This window comes from Streptomyces humi, assembly GCF_001005085.2.
Taxonomy (GTDB): domain Bacteria; phylum Actinomycetota; class Actinomycetes; order Streptomycetales; family Streptomycetaceae; genus Streptomyces; species Streptomyces humi.
In genome coordinates this window covers 62,840-83,303 of sequence record NZ_LBMU02000085.1, presented here as the reverse complement: position 1 = coordinate 83,303, position 20,464 = coordinate 62,840, and the positions used below count along the sequence as shown (strand labels likewise).

At 73.1% G+C, this 20,464-nt stretch carries 23 protein-coding genes; 11 read left to right on the top strand and 12 right to left on the bottom strand.

What is annotated here, in order from left to right; genetic code table 11:
• Positions 1-30 precede the first annotated feature (30 nt).
• Positions 31-1,341, top strand: a complete 1,311-nt coding sequence (locus tag AAW13_RS33850) for an MFS transporter (RefSeq protein ID WP_046727179.1) — start codon at positions 31-33, stop codon at positions 1,339-1,341.
• Here the strand turns inward: AAW13_RS33850 and AAW13_RS33845 are convergent.
• Both AAW13_RS33845 and tuf read right to left on the bottom strand, forming a co-directional pair.
• Positions 1,303-2,148, bottom strand: coding sequence for a spermidine synthase (locus AAW13_RS33845; RefSeq protein ID WP_046727180.1), 846 nt, complete (start codon positions 2,146-2,148; stop codon positions 1,303-1,305). The two genes, AAW13_RS33850 and AAW13_RS33845, sit on opposite strands and share 39 nt — an antisense overlap.
• 203 nt (positions 2,149-2,351) lie before the next feature.
• Complete coding sequence (gene tuf, locus AAW13_RS33840; protein ID WP_046727181.1) at positions 2,352-3,527, bottom strand: elongation factor Tu; 1,176 nt, start codon at positions 3,525-3,527, stop codon at positions 2,352-2,354.
• A 342-nt stretch (positions 3,528-3,869) separates the two neighbouring features.
• Here tuf and AAW13_RS33835 point away from each other — a divergent pair, with 342 nt between their 5' ends.
• The gene (locus AAW13_RS33835) at positions 3,870-4,649 is read left to right on the top strand and encodes a TVP38/TMEM64 family protein (protein ID WP_046727182.1); all 780 of its coding nucleotides are present in this window, start codon (positions 3,870-3,872) and stop codon (positions 4,647-4,649) included.
• Between the two features lie 84 nt (positions 4,650-4,733).
• Here AAW13_RS33835 and AAW13_RS33830 read toward each other — a convergent pair whose 3' ends face one another.
• On the bottom strand, positions 4,734-5,906 hold the full coding sequence (locus tag AAW13_RS33830) for a thiolase family protein (protein ID WP_046727183.1): 1,173 nt from the start codon (positions 5,904-5,906) through the stop codon (positions 4,734-4,736).
• 115 nt (positions 5,907-6,021) lie between these two features.
• Between AAW13_RS33830 and AAW13_RS33825 the strand changes: the two genes are divergently transcribed.
• Positions 6,022-6,492, top strand: a complete 471-nt coding sequence (locus AAW13_RS33825) for a winged helix-turn-helix transcriptional regulator (RefSeq protein ID WP_046727184.1) — start codon at positions 6,022-6,024, stop codon at positions 6,490-6,492.
• Between the two features lie 7 nt (positions 6,493-6,499).
• Here AAW13_RS33825 and AAW13_RS33820 read toward each other — a convergent pair whose 3' ends face one another.
• Genes AAW13_RS33820 through AAW13_RS33810 form a run of 3 tightly spaced genes read right to left on the bottom strand, consistent with a single transcriptional unit; the run spans position 6,500 to position 9,305 of the window.
• Complete coding sequence (locus AAW13_RS33820) at positions 6,500-7,225, bottom strand: cupin domain-containing protein (protein ID WP_420855507.1); 726 nt, start codon at positions 7,223-7,225, stop codon at positions 6,500-6,502.
• A complete protein-coding gene (locus AAW13_RS33815) occupies positions 7,222-8,151 on the bottom strand; it encodes a DUF6807 domain-containing protein (protein ID WP_046727186.1) in 930 nt (309 codons plus the stop codon). Before AAW13_RS33815 ends, AAW13_RS33820 begins: the two co-directional genes overlap by 4 nt.
• On the bottom strand, positions 8,148-9,305 hold the full coding sequence (locus AAW13_RS33810) for a Gfo/Idh/MocA family protein (RefSeq protein WP_046727254.1): 1,158 nt from the start codon (positions 9,303-9,305) through the stop codon (positions 8,148-8,150). Before AAW13_RS33810 ends, AAW13_RS33815 begins: the two co-directional genes overlap by 4 nt.
• Before the next feature lie 292 nt (positions 9,306-9,597).
• On the opposite strand from AAW13_RS33810, the gene AAW13_RS33805 reads away from it, so the two are divergent.
• Positions 9,598-10,473: an undecaprenyl-diphosphate phosphatase gene (locus AAW13_RS33805; protein WP_046727187.1), complete on the top strand. Its 876-nt coding sequence runs from the start codon at positions 9,598-9,600 to the stop codon at positions 10,471-10,473.
• A 10-nt stretch (positions 10,474-10,483) separates the two neighbouring features.
• Here the strand turns inward: AAW13_RS33805 and AAW13_RS33800 are convergent, their stop codons facing one another.
• Both AAW13_RS33800 and AAW13_RS33795 read right to left on the bottom strand, forming a co-directional pair.
• Positions 10,484-10,873, bottom strand: a complete 390-nt coding sequence (locus AAW13_RS33800; protein ID WP_046727188.1) for a nuclear transport factor 2 family protein — start codon at positions 10,871-10,873, stop codon at positions 10,484-10,486.
• 52 nt (positions 10,874-10,925) lie between these two features.
• The gene (locus AAW13_RS33795; protein ID WP_046727189.1) at positions 10,926-11,633 is read right to left on the bottom strand and encodes an alpha/beta fold hydrolase; all 708 of its coding nucleotides are present in this window, start codon (positions 11,631-11,633) and stop codon (positions 10,926-10,928) included.
• 133 nt (positions 11,634-11,766) lie between these two features.
• Between AAW13_RS33795 and AAW13_RS33790 the strand changes: the two genes are divergently transcribed.
• Positions 11,767-12,591 (top strand): helix-turn-helix domain-containing protein, encoded by an 825-nt coding sequence (locus AAW13_RS33790; protein WP_046727190.1) that lies wholly within the window; start codon positions 11,767-11,769, stop codon positions 12,589-12,591.
• 278 nt (positions 12,592-12,869) lie between these two features.
• Positions 12,870-13,049 carry a hypothetical protein gene (locus AAW13_RS33785; protein ID WP_046727191.1) on the top strand — a complete coding sequence of 60 codons (180 nt, stop codon included), beginning with the start codon at positions 12,870-12,872 and terminating at the stop codon, positions 13,047-13,049.
• A 10-nt stretch (positions 13,050-13,059) separates the two neighbouring features.
• Here the strand turns inward: AAW13_RS33785 and AAW13_RS33780 are convergent, their stop codons facing one another.
• Entirely contained in the window at positions 13,060-13,800 is a 741-nt protein-coding gene (locus AAW13_RS33780; RefSeq protein WP_046727192.1) for an SDR family oxidoreductase, read from the bottom strand.
• A gap of 205 nt (positions 13,801-14,005) precedes the next feature.
• Between AAW13_RS33780 and AAW13_RS33775 the strand changes: the two genes are divergently transcribed.
• The 3 genes from AAW13_RS33775 (at position 14,006) to lnt (ending at position 16,907) form a co-directional block, all read left to right on the top strand.
• The gene (locus AAW13_RS33775) at positions 14,006-14,683 is read left to right on the top strand and encodes a hypothetical protein (RefSeq protein WP_143145061.1); all 678 of its coding nucleotides are present in this window, start codon (positions 14,006-14,008) and stop codon (positions 14,681-14,683) included.
• Positions 14,684-14,752: 69 nt separating this feature from the next.
• Positions 14,753-15,256, top strand: coding sequence for a nuclear transport factor 2 family protein (locus AAW13_RS33770; RefSeq protein ID WP_046727194.1), 504 nt, complete (start codon positions 14,753-14,755; stop codon positions 15,254-15,256).
• A 76-nt stretch (positions 15,257-15,332) separates the two neighbouring features.
• On the top strand, positions 15,333-16,907 hold the full coding sequence (lnt, locus tag AAW13_RS33765; protein ID WP_046727195.1) for an apolipoprotein N-acyltransferase: 1,575 nt from the start codon (positions 15,333-15,335) through the stop codon (positions 16,905-16,907).
• On the opposite strand, the gene AAW13_RS33760 is transcribed toward lnt, so the two are convergent.
• On the bottom strand, positions 16,825-17,736 hold the full coding sequence (locus tag AAW13_RS33760; protein ID WP_046727196.1) for a Gfo/Idh/MocA family protein: 912 nt from the start codon (positions 17,734-17,736) through the stop codon (positions 16,825-16,827). The two genes, lnt and AAW13_RS33760, sit on opposite strands and share 83 nt — an antisense overlap.
• A 122-nt stretch (positions 17,737-17,858) precedes the next feature.
• Between AAW13_RS33760 and AAW13_RS33755 the strand changes: the two genes are divergently transcribed.
• Complete coding sequence (locus AAW13_RS33755; RefSeq protein WP_046727197.1) at positions 17,859-18,371, top strand: DinB family protein; 513 nt, start codon at positions 17,859-17,861, stop codon at positions 18,369-18,371.
• A gap of 112 nt (positions 18,372-18,483) precedes the next feature.
• On the top strand, positions 18,484-18,957 hold the full coding sequence (locus AAW13_RS33750; protein ID WP_046727198.1) for a hypothetical protein: 474 nt from the start codon (positions 18,484-18,486) through the stop codon (positions 18,955-18,957).
• Positions 18,958-18,981: 24 nt separating this feature from the next.
• Here the strand turns inward: AAW13_RS33750 and AAW13_RS33745 are convergent, their stop codons facing one another.
• Both AAW13_RS33745 and ung read right to left on the bottom strand, forming a co-directional pair.
• Positions 18,982-19,587 carry a hypothetical protein gene (locus AAW13_RS33745; RefSeq protein WP_046727199.1) on the bottom strand — a complete coding sequence of 202 codons (606 nt, stop codon included), beginning with the start codon at positions 19,585-19,587 and terminating at the stop codon, positions 18,982-18,984.
• A 103-nt stretch (positions 19,588-19,690) separates the two neighbouring features.
• Positions 19,691-20,377, bottom strand: a complete 687-nt coding sequence (ung, locus tag AAW13_RS33740; RefSeq protein WP_046727200.1) for a uracil-DNA glycosylase — start codon at positions 20,375-20,377, stop codon at positions 19,691-19,693.
• Positions 20,378-20,464 lie beyond the last annotated feature (87 nt).

The window sequence follows — 20,464 nt, the reverse complement described above, 5'->3', positions numbered from 1 at the left end:
AGCCCGGTCCCGGCCGGGGATAGTCAGGCGGTGACCTCCACCTCCGACTCCCCCGGCAGCCCCGCCCGCCTGCGCAGACCCGCCTGGGCGGGCCGCAACTACAGTCTGCTGACCGCGGCGGCGATCGTGACGAGCCTGGGTGCCAACGGCTCGCTGATCGCCGCCGCGTTCGCGGTGCTGGACGCGGGCGGTGACGCCGGGGACGTCGGCCTGGTGGCCGCCGCCCGCACCCTCCCGCTGGTGTTGTTCCTGCTCGTCGGCGGCGCGGTGGCGGACCGTTTCCCCCGCCACCGCGTGATGGTCGCGGCCAACACCCTGAACTTCCTCTCCCAGGGCGCCTTCGCCGCTCTCGTGCTCGCCGGCCAGCCCCGGTTGTGGCAGATGATGCTGCTCACCGCGCTCGGCGGCACCGGCCAGGCGTTCTTCAGCCCGGCGGCGGAGGGCATGCTGCTGTCCTCGGTGAGCGGGGAACAGGCGGGCCGCGCGTTCGCCGTGTTCCGGATGGCCATGCAGGGCGCGGCCCTGGGCGGTGCGGCGCTCGGCGGCGCTCTGGTGGCGGCGGTGGGCCCGGGCTGGGTGCTGGCGGTGGACGCGGCGGCGTTCGCGGTCGCCGGGACGCTGCGTTCGTTCCTCGACGTCAGCCATGTTCCGCCGCGCGCTCCGGGTGGCGGGATGCTGGCGGACCTGCGGGACGGCTGGCGGGAGTTCACGGGCCGCCCCTGGCTGTGGGGCATCGTCGTCCAGTTCTCGATCGCCAACGCCGTGCTGGGCGCCGCCGACGCGGTCTACGGCCCGCTGGTGGCACGCAACAGCCTCGGCGGTCCTGGCCCCTGGGGCCTCGCCCTGGCCGCGTTCGGCGCGGGCACGGCGGCCGGCGCCCTCCTGATGACCCGTTGGAAGCCCCGCCGGCTGCTGTTCGTCGGCACTCTCTGCATCTTCCCGCTGGCCCTGCCCTCCGCGGCCCTGGCGGTACCGGTGCCGGTGGGCGTCCTCTACGTGGTGATGTTCGTGACCGGGGTGACGGTGGAGGTCTTCGGTGTCTCCTGGATGACCGCGCTGCACCAGGAGATACCCGAGGAGAAGCTCTCCCGGGTCTCGGCGTACGACTGGTTCGGCTCGGTCTCCCTGCTGCCGCTGGCGATGGCGCTCGCGGGCCCCGCGGAGCAGGCCTTCGGCCTCGGCGCCGCGCTGTGGGGCTGCGCCTGTGTGATCGTGGTCGTCACGGCCGCGGTGCTCCTCGTGCCGGACGTGCGCAACCTCACCCGCCGCACGGTCCCGGTCACCGAACGGCCCGCGTCCGCGTCACCCGATGCCGAACGCTCCGCCGGGGGGCTCGGGTGACGGCACCGCGTCCGCGTCCCCGACCGGCCGGGTGCCGCCGACGAACTCCCGCAGCGCGGTGCCGTGTTCGACTCGCGCCGGAAAGGCGTCGGCGGCCGTTCGACGGGCCAGCGCACCGGCGTCGATCGGCCGGTGCGAGGCGATCAGCACCGCGTTGCCGAACCGTCGGCCGCGCAGCACCCCCGGCTCGGCGATGACCGCCAGCTCCTCGAACACGGCTCCGAACGTGGCGAGTTGCGAGCGCAGGAAGGCGAAGGGTGCGGAGTCCGCGAGGTTCGCCAGGTACATCCCGTCGCCGCGCAGCACCCGTTCGGCCTCCCGGGCGTAGCCCAGCGAGGTCAGGTGCGCGGGGATCCGGGAGCCGCCGAAGACATCGCCGATGATCACGTCGGCGGAGTCCCCGGGTGCCCCCTCCAGCCAGCTCCGGGCGTCGGCCGCGTGCAGCGCGATCCCGGCGCCGTCCGCCAGCGGCAGATGCTCGGTGACCAGGTCCAGCAGCCCCCGGTCGGCGTCCACGACGTCCTGCCGGGACCCGGCGCGGGTGGCCGCCACGTACCGCGGCAGGGTGAGCGCGCCCCCGCCGAGATGCAGCACGTCGAGAGCGGCCCCGGCCTCGGCCACGGCGTCCAGCACGTACCCGAGCCGCCGCGTGTACTCGAACTCCAGGTACGTCGGTTCGTCGAGGTCGACGTACGACTGCGGCGCCCCGTCGACGGTCAGCAACCAGGCCCGCTCCCGATCGACGTCGGGCATCAGCCTGGCCGTGCCGTACTCGGTGGCACGGACGACGGGTATGGATTCGTTCACGCCCCCATTGTCGCCCCGTGAACGGACCGCGGCGCACTGGTACGAGGCCCGCGCGAACGCCCCGAGAGGGACGCGGGACCGCGTCGGCATGCGGCCCCGCCGCGCGCGCTCGGCCGACGACCGCGACAGCGTCCCGAAAGGGACGCGGGGAACCGCGCGACGAGCCACATCGGCCCCCGCGGTCCCCCGCGCACCGCGACCCGCTACGAACCCTGGACGGCCGTCACGGTCCCCGCGCCCACGGTCCGGCCGCCCTCGCGGATGGCGAACCCCAGCCCCGCCTCCAGCGGCACGTCCCGGCCCAGCTCCACGGTCATCTCCACCGTGTCCCCGGGCCGGGCGACCGCCACCTCACCGAGGTCGACGTCCCCCACCACGTCCGCGGTGCGGATGTAGAACTGCGGCCGGTACCCCGTCGCGACCGGAGTCGTACGACCTCCTTCGCGCCCCGACAGCACGTACACCCGCGCCGAGAACCGCCGCGCCGGCACCACGCTCCCCGGCGCCGCGACCACGTGCCCGCGCCGGACCGCGTCCCGCGGCACCCCGCGCAGCAGCAGTGCCACGTTGTCCCCTGCCTGTGCCTCGTCCATCGGCTTCCCGAAGGTCTCCAGACCGGTGACGACGGTCTCGACGTCCGCGCCGAGCACCTCGACCCGGTCGCCGACCCGCACGGTCCCCCGCTCGACGGCACCGGTCACGACCGTGCCCCGGCCGGTGATGGTCAGCACGTTCTCCACCGGCAGCAGGAACGGCGCGTCCAGATACCGTTCCGGCATCGGCACGTACGTGTCCACCGCGTCGAGCAGCGCCTCGATCGACGCCGTCCAACGCGGGTCCCCCTCCAGCGCCTTGAGCCCCGAGACCCGGACGACGGGCACCGAGTCGCCGCCGTAGCCGTGCGCGCTGAGCAGTTCGCGGACCTCCAGCTCGACGAGCTCGACCAGTTCCTCGTCGGCCGAGTCCGCCTTGTTCAGCGCCACCACCACGTGGTCGACGCCCACCTGCCGGGCGAGCAGCACGTGTTCGGCGGTCTGCGGCATGACCCCGTCGAGCGCGGAGACGACGAGGATCGCCCCGTCGAGCTGCGCGGCTCCGGTGACCATGTTCTTGACGTAGTCGGCATGACCCGGCATGTCCACGTGGGCGTAGTGCCGGGTGTCCGTCTCGTACTCGACGTGCGCGATGTTGATGGTGATGCCGCGGGCGGCCTCCTCGGGGGCCCGGTCGATGCGGTCGAACGGCACGAACGTGCCGGTGCCGCGCTCGGCGAGGACCTTGGTGATGGCGGCGGTCAGGGTGGTCTTGCCGTGGTCGACGTGACCCATCGTGCCGATGTTCAGGTGCGGTTTGGTGCGGACGTACGCCGTCTTGGGCATGGCTGTGCCTCAAAACCTCTTCGGTACGGAGAGACGCCTCGTCGGACGCGAGACGTGAGGACCCCGGGGAGCCGGCCGACCCTCCCCCTGCGGGGTCCGCCGGACGTTCCGGGGAGGGTCAGCTTCGGGCGCCGTCGGCAGCGGCCGGCGAGAGCGGGAAGGGGACGGCAGCCTTCGGCGCGTCCGCGACCGCGGATGCTGCGAGGAGGAAGGCGTACCGGAACATGACGCAGATCATTGCCGATGCGTCGCCCCACGTCGAACGGTTTTCCGCGCCGTGATTCCGCCCGACGGACGGCAACCGTACGGCGATCACACCTCGGCTTCGGTTAGTGTCACCGAATGCTCGATGCCAACCGCTCTGGCACCGCCACGGCCCCTCCCCGGGCCGCCGCCACGGAGTTCACCGTCGCCGTACCCGCCCCGGCCGGCTTCACCACGCGCTGCACGAGAGTGCTGCTGTCACCGTGGTCGCGGCTGTCCCTGCTGGTCGCCCTGCTCGCGGCGGCCGCGTCCTCGGTGCTGCTCTTCGAACCCCAGAGACTGCTGACGCAGGGCTGGCCGCCGCAGGTCGCGGGCGCCACCGCGGTGGTGGTCTTCGCCGCCGCCTACGGGCTGATCACGGTGGCGTTCGTACCGCGGCCGATCCTGAACCTCGCGGCCGGCGCGCTGTTCGGCTCGACACTGGGCGTGGGCGCGGCGATGGCCGGCACGGTGCTCGGGGCGTGGATCTCCTTCGTGCTCGGCCGGATGCTCGGCCAGGAGGCGTTGCGGCCGCTGCTGCGGGGCCGTTGGATGAGGGCGGCCGACAACCAGTTCAGCAGGCACGGCTTCCGCTCGATGCTGGCGGTGCGCCTGTTCCCCGGCGTCCCGTTCTGGGCCGCGAACTACGCGGCGGCCGTCTCCCGCATGCGCTGCACCCCGTTCCTGCTGGCAACGGCCCTGGGCTCGATCCCGAACGTGGCCGCGTACGTGGTGGCGGGCGCCCGGGCCTCCACCCCCACCTCCCCGGTGTTCCTGATCTCGGTGGCGGCCATCGTCCTCCCGGCCCTGGCAGGAGCGGCGGTGGCCTGGAAGAAACGCCACCACCTGCGCGCCCCCGGCAACTCCGGCGCCCCGTAGGGGCGCGGGGAACTGCGCGACCAGCCCCCACACAGCCGCACCCGCCCACGAACTCCACCCCCACGCCCCTGGGCGCACGTCGTTCTACCGAACGGCCTCCAGAATCATCGCGTTGGCCAGCCCACCCGCCTCACACATCGTCTGAAGGCCGAAGCGGGCGCCGCGTTCCCGCATGGCATGCACCAGCGTCGTGGTCAGCCGGGTCCCGCTCGCCCCCAGCGGATGCCCCAGCGCGATCGCCCCGCCGTGCACGTTCACCTTCCCCAGGTCCGCCCCGGTCTCCTGCCGCCAGGCCAGCACCACGCTGGCGAACGCCTCGTTCACCTCGAACAGGTCGATGTCCCCGAGCCGCAGCCCGGCCCTGCGCAGCACCTTCTCGGTCGCCGGGATGACACCGGTCAGCATCAGCACGGGGTCGGAGCCGGTCACGGCGAACGCGTGCAACCGGGCCAGCGGCCGCAGCCCGAGCCGTTCCGCGGTCTCCCCTGCCATGATCAGCACCGCCGACGCCCCGTCGTTGACCGGACTCGCGTTGCCCGCGGTGACGTTCCACTCGATCCCCGGGAAGCGCTCGGCGAAGCCGGGGTCGAAGTAGGCGGGCTTGAGCCCTGCGAGGACCTCCGCGGTGGTGCCGGGCCGTACGGACTCGTCACGGTTCACCCCCTCCAGCGGGGCCACCTCGGCGTCGAACCGCCCCGCGGCCCAGGCCGCCGCCGCCTTCGCGTGCGAGGAGACCGCGAAGTCGTCCATCTCCGCCCGCCCGATCGACCACTTCGCGGCGATGAGTTCGGCGCTGATGCCCTGCGGGACCAGCCCCTCCGGGTAGCGCGCGGCGACCCCGGGCCCGAAGGGGTCCTTGCCGGGCGGCACGTTGGACCACATCGGCACCCGGCTCATCGACTCCACACCGCAGGCCACCACGATGTCGTAGGCGCCGGACATGACGCCCTGCGCGGCGAAGTGCACGGCCTGCTGGGAGGAGCCGCACTGCCGGTCGACGGTGGTCGCGGGGACGGTCTCCGGCAGGCCCGCCGAGAGCACGGCGTACCGGGTGGTGTTCATGGCCTGCTCGCCGACCTGGTCGACGGTGCCGCCGATCACGTCGTCGATGAGGGCGGGGTCGACCCCGGAGCGCTCGACGAGGGTGCGCAGGGTGTGCGCGAGGAGTTCCACGGGGTGGACGTGGGCCAGGGAGCCGTTCGGCTTGCCCTTCCCGACGGGGGTGCGTACGGCTTCGACGATGACTGCGTCGCGCATCTCGGGGACCTCGATTGCCAGTCTCGATTACCGGTGAGTAGGAAATCCGGACTCACCATAACGCGCAGGGTTGGAAAATCAAACCCTCTCACGGAATGCCTCTACACTGGCCCGCATGGCCGCCCCCAAGGACCCCCGCCCCTGCTCCATCGCCGACACCCTGGCGCTCGTCGGCGAGAAGTACTCCCTGCTGGTCCTGCGCGAGGTCATGCTGGGCAACGGCCGTTTCGACCAGCTGGTGCGCAACATCGGCGCCCCACGCGACATCCTGGCCACCCGGCTGCGCCGTCTCGTCGACGCCGGGATCCTCGGCAAACACGTCTACAGCGAGCGCCCGCAGCGCTTCGAGTACCGGGCCACCCCGGCCGGCCGGGAGCTGCACCCGGTGCTGATGACCCTGATGGCCTGGGGCGACCGCCATCTGCACGCCGACGGCGACCGCCCCATGGTGCTGGAGCACAGCTGCGGCAAGGCCCTGACCCCGGTCGTCACCTGCGCGGCCTGCGGCGACCCGGTGCGCCAGGAACACCTCACGGCGCACCCGCAGGCCCCGGGCTGGACGATCGCCGGACCGGCGGCCGGCTGAGCCCGCGCTACTGCCCCTGCCGGTACACGTCGAGCCGCCCGCACATCCCGAACCTGCCCTGTTCAAAGGGCTGTTCAGCCTGTACGACGGCACCGGCCAGGTACGTGGCATCGCCCCGGTCCAGCCGGTCGAGCTGGCCCCCGGTGGCCGCGGCGGCGGCCCGTGCCCCGCGCCGCCAGCGCTCGCGCCACTCGGCGAGCCGGGGCCGCACCAGCGCGGCGGCGGCCCGGTGGAAGGCGGCCAGCGGCTCCGGGCCGGTGGCCGCGCGCAGCTCGCGGTAGCCCTCCAGTGCCAGGTCACGGCGGGCGCGCGCGATCCGCTCCCGCTCGGCCTCGGGCGCGTCGGCCGGGACGGCGGTCACCGCCGCGTAGGTCTCCGGGTCCGTCAGGTACTCCGGCGGCAGCGTCAGCACCGCGTCCCCGGCCTCCGGGAGGCCGCTGTTCTGCATCAGGACGGTGATGCGCAGCTCGTCCTCGTTGACCAGGCGATGGATGGTGCCGGGCGTGAACCAGGCGACCGTGCCGGGCACGAGGGGCGTGACCCGGTACCCGGAGGTGGTGAGCGTCTGTACCGCGCCGCGGCCGCCGGTGACGACGTACGCCTCCGAACAGGCGAGGTGCAGATGGGGTGTTCCACCACGCACACCGTCGGCGGCCGGCCAGTCGTACACGCACAGCCGGGAGACCGCGACGCCGCCCGGCAGCCCGGTGAACGTGGTCTCCCGGTCGCTCACCACGGATGCGCCGCCAGGTACTTGGCGATGTCCGCCCGCTCCCAGGCGCCGTCCGCGACGACGACCCGGTAGCGGCGCCGCAGGGTGTCGCCGGGGGCGAGTTCGAGTTCGTCGTGGAAGGCCCAGGAGGGGGCGATGCCGGCGAACGGGTCGTTGCGTACGAACCAGTGCGCGGGGTGGGCGCCGTCCGCACCCGACTGGTCGTTCTCCGGCGCGTGTTCGAAGACCACGGTGGCGTGGCCGTCGACGCCGTCGTGCTCCCCGGAGAGGGCCAGCCAGGGGGACTGGGAGCCCATCAGGCCGGGGCCCTCGCCGTCGGGCCCGATGATCCGGCCGTCCCGGAAGGCGCGCGGACCGCGCCAGAACAGGCCGGTGTAGCCCGCCTGTTCGCGCCCCGCCGTGGTCGGGCTGCCGAACAGCAGGGGTTCCGGGCGCCGGTTGGTGATGTCGCTGCTCCAGGTGAGCGCCCAGGAACCGGAGCCGGGGTCGACGTCATGGACCTCGATCCGCCGCCGCTCGTCCGCCCACAGCGAGCCGTCGTACGGATGCCAGGTGAGCCGTTCGGCGATGACGAGCCGGCCGTCCCCGGACGACAGTTCGTCGAAGCCGACGTGCTCCATCGAGCCGACCCGCTCCGGAAGGGCGAGGTAACCCTGTCCGTGGACATAGGAGTTGCCGCCCCACAGATTCGCGCCGGACAGGTGCGAGGAGGTCAGGGAGAGGCCCTTGTGCCAGCGGTGGTCGTTGGGCCGGTAGTCGGTCACGACGTCCCCGGCGAGGGTGCGCAGCGGGTGCAGATAGGGCCGCGGCGCCTCCCAGGCGGCCTCCGGCCGGTAGACGTACGCGAACAGCTGCACCCCGGTGACCGGCTCGGTCACGGTGACCCGGTCGCCGTGGGTGTGCGTGATCCGCAGCTCCCCGCTCACGCGGACACCTCCTCGCGCTCGACCGGCGCCCAGCCCGGTGCGCCCCCGTGCAGGGCCGTGTAATAAGGATCTCCGGGACCGATCTCGCCCGCACGTACGGTCGTGTCGGTGAACGCCGACTTGTACAGCGCGGTGATCAGCTCCAGGCTGGTGCGCCCGTCGGCGCCGCTGCTGCGCGGCCGCTCCCCGGCGCGCATGCTCGCGACCAGTTCGCGCAGCTGGGCCAGGTGCGAGCTGGGCACGTCGGGGCCGAAGTCCTGCCAGGCCGCCGCCTCGTCGGCGGGGACGTCCGGGGCCGGGGTGATGCGCCAGTTCGCGTTGCGGTGGCCGTACAGATGGGTCAGCTCGACGGTGGCGCGTTCGCAGTCGATACGGATGCGACTCGTCTCGTCGGGGCTGAGCACGCTGTTCACCACGGTGGCCAGGGCGCCGTTCCCGAACCGGACCAGTGCGGTGGAGACGTCCTCGGTCTCCACGTCGTGCACCAGCCGCGCGGCCATCCCGCGCACCTCCTGCCACGGCCCCAGCAGGTCGAGCAGCAGGTCCATCTGGTGGATGCCGTGGCCCATCGCCGGGCCACCGCCCTCGGTGGCCCAGCGGCCCCGCCAGGGCACGGCGTAGTAAGCGGTGTCCCGGTACCAGGTGGTCTGGCAGTGGGCCACCAGCGGGCGGCCCAGCGCCCCCTCGGCCAGCAGCCGGCGCACCTGGCCGGCGCCGGAGCCGAAACGGTGCTGGAAGACGATCGAGGCGTACGGTCCGCCGTCGGCGCCCTCCTCCGCCTCGACCGCGTCGAAGTCCGCGAGGCTCGGCACGGGGGGCTTCTCGCACCACACCCAGGCCCCGGCCCGCAGCGCGGCCACCGTCTGCGCCCTGTGCAGGGTCGGCGGAGTGCCGATCGTGACCAGGTCGGGCCGCTGCTCGGCGAGCATCCGGTCCAGGTCGGTGTAGGCGTGCGGGATGCCGGCCTCCGCGCACATCGCCTCGACGGCGGTGGCATCGATGTCGACGGCGGCGACGACCTCGGTCTCGCCCTCCGCGGCCAAGTGCGCGAGCGCGGGCAGATGGGAGCCGCGCCCGATGGCACCGGCGCCGACGACGGCGGCCCGGATGCGCCGGCCGGTGAAGGGGGCTGTGGGGCGGGGCGAGCGGGGCATGGGCGTGATCAGCACTCCTCGGGGTGTCTGCCGACGACGGGCGCGAAGCTCCGCCCGAATGCGCCGCACACGCACCCCGATGTGCGGGAGCAAGCGCTTTCTCCTGGGGAAACGTAAGCGGCGGTGCCATGACCGGTCAACACCCCCTCACCGCCGCCGGGCCCCGGTCCGCCCGCCGAACCCCTGTGTCAGGGCTGTCGTCCGGGCCCGCTACGCTGCCGTTGCACACGCATGATCACGCGCGCCGCCGCGACCTCCAGCCGCCCCCTCACCCCTGGGACGCCGTACCTTCATGTCTTGGTTTGAATCGCTGATCCTCGGACTCGTCCAGGGGCTGACCGAGTTCCTGCCCGTCTCGTCCAGCGCGCATCTGCGGCTGACCGCGGCCTTCTCCGGCTGGGAGGACCCGGGCGCGGCCTTCACCGCCATCACCCAGATCGGCACCGAGACCGCGGTGCTGATCTACTTCCGCAAGGACATCGGGCGGATCGTCTCCGCCTGGTTCCGGTCGCTGTTCGACAAGGCGACGCGGCGCGACCACGACGCCCAGATGGGCTGGCTGGTGATCGTCGGCTCGATACCCATCGGGCTGCTGGGCGTGACGCTCAAGGACCAGATCGAGGGCCCGTTCCGCGATCTGCGCATCACCGCGACGATGCTGATCGTCGTGGGCGTCGTGATCGGCATCGCCGACCGGCTGGCGGCCCGCGACGAGACCGGCGGCAAGCACCGCGCGCCGAAGCAGCGCAAGACGCTGGAGAACCTCGGGATCAAGGACGGCCTGATCTTCGGCCTGTGCCAGGCGTGCGCCCTGATCCCTGGCGTCTCCCGCTCCGGCGCGACCATCAGCGGCGGCCTGTTCATGGGCTACCGGCGGGAGGCGGCGGCCCGCTACTCCTTCCTGCTCGCCATCCCGGCGGTGCTGGCCTCCGGCGCTTTCGAGGTCAAGGACTCGGTGAGCGAGGGCCATGTGGCCTGGGGCCCGACCCTCTTCGCGACGGTGATCGCGTTCGCGTCCGGATACGCGGTGATCGCGTGGTTCATGAAGTGGATCTCCAACAAGAGCTTCATGCCGTTCGTCTGGTACCGCGTCGCCCTCGGCGTCGTCATCATCGCGCTGGTCTCGGCGGACGTCCTCAGCCCGCACGCGGCGGAGTCGTCGAGCTGAGGCAGGCGCCTCAGCGGCCCGGCGCCTCGGGGGCGGCCGGGGTGCCCTGGTGGTAGAACAGCCGCCAGCCCGTCGCCGTCAGCCGCCACACGGAGCTGCGCCAGACGCGCCGCCCCCGGTTGTCGCCGAAGTACTTCAGCAGCACGACACCGGGGGCCAGGACCGTCCCCGACATCCCGGTGACCTCCACCGGCGAGCCCGGGGACACCGAGCCGCCGCTGGTCACGGTCAGGACGGAGGCCGCGTCCCAGAGCCGCCCGGACGCCCCGACCTCGGTGAACTCCGGGTCGAGCAGCTCCAGGACGAGGGCGGGCTCGGCCCGCACCGCCGGGTCGAGCAGTCGTAGCTCCCCGTCGATCGCCGCCCGCACCGCCCGCTCGTCCTCGTCCTCGTCCGTCACACCCGGAGCCTACGGGCTGCCGCTGTCCCGACCCAGCGGATTGCCGTCGGGGTCAGGCGAGCCGGAGCAGCAGCCCGGTGAGCTCGGCCGGCATGGTGATCATGCAGTCGTGGCCGGTGGGGAGTTCCCACACCCGCCGGCCGGCCGGGACCGGACGGCGCACGATGCCCGGCGGTACGGCGCCGACGCAGTGGACGTGGGTGCGGGGGACGCCGTGCAGCGCCGGGTTGTCCAGCCGCACCGGCTGCTGGAGGCAGCGCACCGGCATGTCGGACAGCATCGAACGCAACCAGGCCAGGTCCGCCGCCTCGGTGACCCCGAACAGCCCGTACGGCGGCGGCAGTTCGGGCAGCGGCGGGACACGCCAGCCGCTGTCGGAGGCCAGCGCGCGGTCGATCATGGCCTGCGTCGCGGGCTGCACGTCGGCCGCGGTCTCGCCGTCCTCCGGGTCCATCGCGTCGAGGTGGACCAGGTGCCCGATCCGCTCCGGGACCCGGTCGGCGGCGGACGAGACGACCAGCCCCCCGTAACTGTGCCCCACCAGTACGACCTCGGTCAGGTCCTCGTCCTCGATCAGCCGGACGACGTCGTCGACGTGGGTGTCGAGGCCGACCTCCGGGCCCAGCAGCCGCGCCTTGTCCCCGAAGCCCGTCAGGGAGGGCGCGTACACCCGGTGCCCGGCCGCCGTCAGCAACGGCACCACCCGCTCCCAGCACTCCCCGCTGTGCCAGGCACCGTGCACCAGCAGATACGTCGACATGTCGTCCTCCTCGGCTCGCTCCGCGCTGTCACCGAGCACGTTGGCGCCGGGGCGCCGGCCGCGGCAGAGCCCCGCCGGTCCTGGGGGTGACAGGGCCAGGCACGGGCAGGGCGGCCCGCACTACGGTGGCGGGATGACCGACGAACCGAACCTGCTGGGCGCGTACGTGCGGGCCCGACGTGAGCTCGTCACACCCGAGCAGGTCGGCATCCCGGTGCTCGGGGTACGGCGGGTGCCGGGGCTGCGCCGGGAGGAGGTCGCGATGCTGGCCGGGATCAGCGCCGACTACTACCTGCGCCTCGAACAGGGCCGTGACCGCAACCCCTCCGCGCAGGTCCTGGAGTCCATCGCCCGGGTGCTCAGGCTCGACGAGGAGGCGACGGCGTACCTGCTGGGCCTCGGCTCGGCGGCGCCCCGCCGGCGTCGGCGCCGGGCCCGGAAGGAGACCGTCCCGCCCGGCATCGTCCAGCTCGTCGCCGCCCTTCCGCTGCCCGCGCTCGTCGAGGGCCGCCGCTTCGACGTGCTCGCCGTCAACCCCCTCGCCACCGCGCTGTCCCCGCGTTTCACGGTCGGCGCCAACCGGCTCCGGGACACCTTCCTCGATCCGGCCGAACAGGCCCTCCACCCCGACTGGGAGAACGCCGGGGCCGGCATGGTCGCCGGCTTCCGCCGGTCCGTCGGAACCGACACGGACGACCCCGGCGTGATCGAACTCGTCGGCGAACTCTCCCTTGCCAGCCCGCACTTCAGCAGGCTCTGGGCCCGCCACGACGTGGCCGGCTGCACGGGCGCGGCCAAGGACCTCGACCACCCCCGGGTGGGGCGTCTCCGGCTGCACCGGGAGCGGCTGGACATCAGTGGCACGACGGGCCAGACGCTCGTCGTGTTCCACCCGGAACCGGGCAGTGACAGCGCCGAGAAGCTCGCGCTCCTCGCCGTCGCGCTGCCCACGCCGTGAGGCCGGGAGCGCGGACGGCGCCGTGCGCCCCGCCGGGCGGCTCATCTCGGCCAACTGCCGACAGCCGCCCGCCGCGCCGCGCTTCGGGACCGGCACACCGGCTCCGGCGAGGGCGAAGGCCGCGAGCGGTGATCAGGGACGGTCGTGTCCCGCGCCCACCCGTCCGGCAAATGCCAAGGCTTGCCCATCTGTTGACCGTTTCGCCCGTGACCAACCCCATACGGTCTGCGTAGTGGCCCGGTAGCGCAGGGTCAGTTCTTGCCCCTACGCTGTTTTGCATGTCCCCCGATTCCCGAACTCCTGGTTCCGCGCGGTCTGCTGCCGAGGTCAACGAGCACATCCGGGCGCTGTGGCTGCGTGCGGGCGGAACGCTCTCGGCTCAGGAGCGGTCGGAGTACGAGCTGTTGGTGGTCGAGTGGGCCGAGGCGATCCGTGGGCGGATCATCGAGGCGGCCTGACCGCCGGGGCTCAGCGACCGCCGGCCACCCGCAGGACGGTCCCGGTGGTGTAGGAGGCCTCCGGCGACAGCAGCCAGGCGATCGCGGCGGCGATCTCCTCGGGCCGGCCCACCCGTCCCAACGGGACGCCGGCACCGATCCGCAGGGCCCGGCCGGGGTCGCCCATCGCCGCGTGCATCTCGGTGTCCACGGCGCCGGGCGCGACCGCGTTGACCCGCACCCCGTCCGGGCCGAGTTCCTTGGCGAGGCCCACGGTCAGGGCGTCGACGGCCGCCTTCGTCGCCGCGTAGTGGACGAACTCACCCGGGCTGCCGAGGGTCGCGGCCCCCGAGGACACGTTCACGATGGCTCCGCCGCCCCGCCCGGCCAGCAGCCGCGCGGCGCGCCGCGAACAGAGCAGCGTTCCCAGCAGGTTGACCTCGACGACCCTGCGCAGATCGGCGGTGCCGGTGTCCGCGAGCCGCCCCAACGGCCCGGTCACGGCGGCATTGTTGACCAGACCGGTGACGGCTCCCAGCTCCCGTTCCGCCGTGTCGAACAGCCGCTCCACGTCCGCTTCCACCGCCGTGTCCACCTGCACGACGGCGGCCCGCGCGCCGGCCTCCGCCACCCCGCGCGCGACCGCGGCGGCGGCGTCCGCGTCGCGGACGTAGCCGATCACGACGTCGTGCCCGTCCGCCGCGAGCCGCAGACAGGTCGCGGCCCCGATTCCCCGACTGCCACCGGTGACCACCGTGACGGGACGTGCCATACAAGCCTCCTGAGAACGACCGGACCTCCTGAGAACGACCGGACGGTGATCCTACGGTGATCCAGAACCAGGTCCGCTCACCGGGCGCGCGAACTACGCTGCTGCCAGAGGCTTCGAGCCGGGGCGGGGGCCCCGGGTTCCAGGACACACGGGTGGGGAAACAGTGGATCGCCGATCACGTACCGTCAGCACGATTGCCATGCTCATGACCTCGTTGACGCTCGCGGCCTGCGGAGCCGGGGCACCCGGGAAGACCGGGGCGGCCGGGACGTCCGGTGCGGACGCCAAGCCGCTGAGCGAGGCGGACCTGGTGCGGGCCACGGTCACGGGCACCGATCTCGACGGCTACGAGGTGCAGCGGGACCTGGCGTCCACCTCCGCGTCCCGCAAGACGGCGGACCCCTCCTCGTGCGCGCCCGCCGTGCAGGCGGTCGGGGGCAGCAGTGGTTTCGCGGCGACCGCGCGCACCGCCCGGATCATCTCCTCGAAGGACCACGGACCCAGCGCGCACCTGACCCTCTCGTCGCACGGCTCCGGGGACGCCGAGCGGGTGATCGACGCGTTGCGGACGGCCGCCGAACGGTGCAGGACCTTCAAGGACGTCCTGGTGGACTTCGACTACGACGGGGTCGAGGTCAGGTCCGACCCCGGCTACGGCGACGAGTCCGTGTCCCTGCGCCTCACCCAGCTGGCGGGCGGCGCCGACGAGGAGCCCGTGCGGGTGCCGTACGCGGTGGTGGCGGTCCGTCAGGGAGCGACGGTCGCCATGTTCACCACCTTCAACCGTCCCCAGGGGAAGGGGGCCGCGGAGCCGGCCGCCGTGCCGGAGGCGGTCATCAGGGCCCAGCTGGCCAAGCTGGACAAGGTGACGGACTCCGGGTGACCGGTACGAACATCGCCGAAAATCCGCGTACCCCTTGGCTGTGCCGGTCGGGTGCCCAACACTGAGCCGATGACGCAGCGTGTGGAGCTCGCGACCGTGATGGACCGGCTTGCCCTCGACGAGTTGGTCACCGAGTACGCGGTGGCCGTCGACGACGGGGACTGGGCCGCGTACCGGGGACTGTTCACCACGGACGGGCGGGCCGACTACCGTTCCGCCGGGGGCATCGAGGGGGGCGCGGGACAGGTGGCCGGATGGCTCGCGGAGAACCTGGCCCTCTTCTCGATGCGCCAGCATCTGATCGTCAACCGTCGGATCCGCTTCGGCCTGCTGGAGCACGACACCGGCGACACCGCCCACGTCCAGGCCGACTACGTCAACCCGATGCGGTTCGTCGGCGCCGGCGCCGACGGTGACGGTGCCGGTGCCTCCACCGCCCCGGACTTCGTGTGCGGCGGCCGGTACTCGTTCGCGTCGCTGCGCACCGAGGAGGGCTGGCGGCTGCGGACGGTGGTCGTCGAGGAGCGCTGGCGCAGGCTCCCCGACCCGCGCGCGGCGGCCGTGCCCGGCTGAGCCCGCGCCCCTGCCCCCTGTCGGAGATCCCGGCGGGTCCCGCACACTGGAAGGACCCGCAGGCAGGAGGCGACGCATGAGGACCGTAGAACGCTGGCTCACCTCCCCGTGGCGGCGTTCCTGCGTCGGAGCGCTCGCGGGCGCCCTGCCCGTGCTGGCCTTCCCGGCGCCGTCGCTGTGGTGGTTCGCGTATGTCGCGCTGGTCCCGTGGCTGCTGCTGGCCCGCTCGGCGCCGACCGCACGGCGGGCGGCGTACGACGGCTGGTGCGGCGGCTTCGGGTTCATGGTGGCCGTGCACCACTGGCTGCTGCCGAGTCTGCACGTCTTCATCTTCCTGATAGCGGGCCTGCTGAGCGTGTTCTGGGCGCCCTGGGGCTGGGTGACGCGCCGGCTGCTGGGCGGGGTGCCGTCACCGGGGCGGGCCGCGGCCGCGGTGCTGGTCCTGCCGTCGGGCTGGCTGATGGTGGAGCTGGTGCGGTCCTGGCAGGGGCTGGGCGGGCCGTGGGGCATGCTCGGCGCGACCCAGTGGCAGGTGACACCCGCGCTGCGGCTGGCCTCCGTGGGCGGGGTGTGGCTGCTGAGCTTCCTGGTGGTGGCCGTGAACGTGGCCGTCGCGGTGCTCGTCTCGGTGCGCGAGGCCCGGATGCCCGCGGTCGCCTCGCTGGTGGCCACGGCCGCCGCGACCTCCGCCGCCTGGGTGTGGTCACCGCGCCCGGACGCCGACGGGCACGTCCGGATCGCCGTCGTACAACCGGGCGTCGTCGACGGCTCCGCCAGCGGCGACCGGCGCTTCGACCGCGAGGAGCAGCTCACCAGGCAGCTGGTCGGGCAGCACCCCGACCTGATCGTGTGGGGCGAGAGCAGCGTCGGCTTCGACCTGGGCGACCGGCCCGACCTCGCGCGCCGGATCGCCGTCCTCTCCCGGCAGACCGGCGCGGACATCCTGGTGAACGTGGACGCCCGGCGCTCCGACCGGCCCGGCATCTACAAGAGCTCCATCCTGGTGGGCGCCGACGGCCCGACGGGCGAGCGGTACGACAAGATGCGGCTGGTTCCCTTCGGCGAGTACATACCGGCCCGTTCGCTGCTCGGCTGGGCCACGTCGGTGGGCAAGGCCGCGGGCGAGGACCGGCGGCGCGGCACCGAGCAGGTGGTGATGAACGTCGGCCACGGACTGCGGGTCGGCCCGATGGTCTGCTTCGAGACGGCGTTCCCCGACATGAGCCGGCATCTCGCGCAGGACGGCGCCGAGGTGCTGATCGGCCAGTCCTCGACCTCCTCGTTCCAGCACAGCTGGGCGCCCGAGCAGCACGCCTCACTGGGTGCCCTGCGCGCCGCCGAGACCGGCCGCTCGATGATCCACGCCACGCTGACCGGCGTGTCCGCCGTGTACGGCCCGGACGGCGCGCGGCTGGGCCCCTGGCTGGGCACGGACGCGAGCGAGGCCCGGGTGTACGAGGTGCCGGTCGCCCGCGGTGTCACGCCGTTCGTACGGTTCGGTGACTGGGTCGTGGACGGCGCGCTGCTGGTACTGGCCGGGTTCTGCCTGGGCGAGGGGGCGCGGACGGTCAGGCTGCGCCGGGGCGCCGCCGAACCTCTCGTACCACCTGCTCGCAGAGTTCGTGAGTCGCCAGTGCGTCCCGGGCGCTGAGCACCTTCCCGGCGCGGACGGCGTCGAGGAAGGCGAACACGGCCTGCTCGATACCGCGCTGCCGGGCGACCGGCACCCAGTCGCCGCGCCGCCGGACCGTCGGCTGTCCCTTGTGGTCGATCACCTCGGCGAGGTTGACGACCTGGCGCTTGGTGTCCTGCCCTGAGACCTCCAGGATCTCCTCCGCCGATCCGCTGAGCCGGTTCATCACCCCGAGCGCGGTGAAGCCGTCCCCGGCGAGCTGGAGGACGACGTGGTGCAGCAGTCCGTCGACGACCCGGGCGCGTACGGTGACGTCGTCGACGGGTCCGGGGGCGAGGAAGCGCAGGGTGTCCACGACGTGGATGAAGTCGTCGAGGATCATCGTGCGGGGTTCCTCGGGCAGCCCGATGCGGTTCTTCTGCATCAGGATCAGCTCGCGTGGGTGGTCGGAGCACTGGACGTAGCCCGGCGCGTACCGCCGGTTGAAGCCGACGAACAGCGACACGTCCCGTTCCTCGGCGAGCGTCACGAGCCGCTCGGAGTCGGCGAGCCGGTACGCCAGCGGCTTGTCGACGTACGTCGGTACGCCCGCCTCCAGGAGCCGGGCGACGATCTCGGGGTGGGCGCCCGTCGGCGCGTGCACGAAGGCGGCGTCGAGATCCTGGGCGAGGAGGTCGTCGAGGGTCGCGTGCCGGTGGCCGGCGGGCAGGCGGAGGGTGTCGGCGACCCGGTCGAGGGTCGCGGGGGTGCGGGTCTGGAGGTGGAGTTCGAGCCCCGGCCGCGTGCCCAGCACCGGCAGGTACGCCTTCTGCGCGATGTCGCCCAGTCCGATGCAGCCGACCTTCACTGACGCTCCCCTGGCGGTTGCCTACGCGTGTCCGCACCCATGTCCGTCCGGATGCCTGTGCGGAAGCATACGGGCCGATAATCCGTGGTGGGACAGGGCGGTCCTCGGCGAGGATGCCGGGTATGACGACCGACCGCCGTTTGCCCGAGACCGACGCCGACGAACGCACCATGCTGGAGGGCTGGCTGGAGTTCCACCGGGAGACCCTCGCGGTGAAGTGCGAGGGACTGACCGACGCCCAGCTCAGGACCGCCTCCGTGGAGCCGTCCCCGCTGTCCCTGCTGGGGCTGGTGCGGCACATGGCCGATGTGGAGCGGTCCTGGTACAGCCGGGTGCTCGCCGGGGCGGAGGCGCCGCCGCTGTACTGGAGCGACGAGGACCCGGACGGCGAGTTCCGTGTCACCGAGGCGGACACCTGGCAGGAGACGTACGCGGTCTGGCAGGCCGAGATCGAGGCCGCCCGTGCCACCGCCGCCGACTTCGCCCTGGACGACCTCTCCAAGGGTGTGCACCGCCGCACCGGGAAGCGGATCAGCCTGCGCTGGATCCACACCCACATGATCGAGGAGTACGCCCGGCACAACGGTCACGCCGACCTGATCCGGGAGCGGATCGACGGCGCGACCGGCGACTGACGTCAGCCCCACGGCCACCCGTCGCCCGTACGGGGCACGAGATCACCCGTGCGGGGCACCGAACTCCCGTCGGCGGTGTCAACGCCCGCGCCGAGCCAGCAGAGTTGCGCGGGTGCATCGAACGACGACGACCGCAGCGCTCCTGGTCACCGTGACCGTCTCGGCGCTGTCCGGCTGTGTGACGGTCCAGCGTCCGGCGGCGCCCGGCCCGCCGCCTGGTACGGCGCCCTCGCTGCCGTCGGCGCCCCGCCCGGACGGCAGCGCCGACCCCAAGGTGGTGCAGGCACCGGCCAAGGAGGCGCTGGAGATGGTCGGCCCGCCCCGGCCTCCGGACCGCCGCACGTCGGACGCCCCGCACACCCCGCCCGCGCCGCCTCCGCAGCCGCCACCGCGCACCGCCGGCCCCGCGCATCCGCATCCCCGTGCCCATCCGCTCCCGCACCGGACGCGGAGTTCACAGGCCGACGTACCCGACGTCCGTCCCGTACCGAGGGCCCCGGACGTGTGCGCCCTCGGCAAGCAGTACGGCGGCTGGCGCGCGGACAGCCCGCAGGCGCGGATCTGCGAGCAGACGTACGGCCACTGAGGCGACGGGCTTCCGGCCGGGCCGTCAGCTGGGCCGTTGTCTCGGCGGTCCCCAGCGTTCGCCGTCCGGGCCGTCGTCCCCCTCTTCGCCGAGCCGCAGGGCCAGCCGGCTGATCGCGGCCCGGACCCCGTTGCCGTAGCCGTCGTCACCGAGGGCGGTGGCGGCGCCGCGGGCCCGGCGCAGATGGGTGCGGGCGGCCTCGGTACGGCCGAGCTTGACGTAGTCGGCGGCGAGGTTGAGGTGCAGGGACGGGTAGAAACCGCGGACCCCCGCGGGCCGGTCCCCGTCCTCGGCGCCGCCCCCCTCCTGCGCCTCCCCCGCCTCCTGCGCCGCCCCTGACTCGCCCGGCCCCCCGGCCTCCCGGTCCTCGCTCGCGTCCCTGGCCTCGTCCGCCGCGGACAACGCCCTCAGGTCCCAGGCGAGTTCGTCAGCCGGATCGTCCTGGGTGTCGGCCAGGTAATGGGCCAGGGTGCAGCGGTGCAGCGGGTCGCCGTGTTCGCCGATCTCCGCCCACAGGTCGAGCAGGCGCCCGCGGGCCTCCTCACGGTCACCGGCGTGGTGCAGCATCACGACCTGCCCGATCCGCGTGAGCACGGCGTCCGGTGCCGTCTGCTCCTGTCGGTCCGTCACCGCGGCCTCCGCACGTCTCGATCGTCTGCGTCGACGCTAACCGCCCCCGGCGGCTTCCCCCGGCTCATCGGCACGCGGCCCGCCGTGTCCCCCGCCGGCGCCGTCAGCCCAGGTTCGGGATGTGCCAGTCGATCGCCTCGTGGCCCTGGGCCGCGACCGCCTCGTTGATCTGGGTGAACGGGCGGGAGCCGAAGAACTTCTTCGCGGACAGCGGGGACGGGTGCGCGCCCTGGATCACGACGTGGCGGCTCTCGTCGATCAGCCGGAGCTTCTTCTGGGCGTAGCCGCCCCAGAGGACGAAGACCGCCGGGTCGGGCCGGTCGGCGACCGCGCGGATCACCGCGTCCGTGAACTTCTCCCAGCCCTTGTTCTTGTGCGAGTTGGCCTCACCGGCACGGACGGTGAGCACCGCGTTGAGCAGCAGGACGCCCTGCCGGGCCCACGGCATCAGATAGCCGTTGTCCGGTGTCGCCTCCCAGCCCAGCTCCTCCTTCATCTCCTTGTAGATGTTCCGCAGCGACGGCGGGGTCCTCACGCCGGGGCGGACGGAGAAGCACAGGCCATGGCCCTGGCCCTCGCCGTGGTACGGGTCCTGGCCGAGGATCAGCACCTTGACCTGGTCGTACGGCGTCGCGTCCAGCGCGGCGAAGACCTCCTCGCGCGGCGGGTAGACGGGGCCCTTCGCCCGCTCCTCCTCGACGAACTCGGTCAGCTCCTTGAAGTAGGGCTGCTGAAGCTCGTCACCCAGAACCCCGTGCCAGGACTGGGGCAGCATGGCGATGTCGGTCACGTCAACGTCCTCACGAATTGCGGTCACTTGCGGTTCCTGCCGATGCCCAAGAACCTACAGGCGACCACTGACAACCGGTGCCGCCCG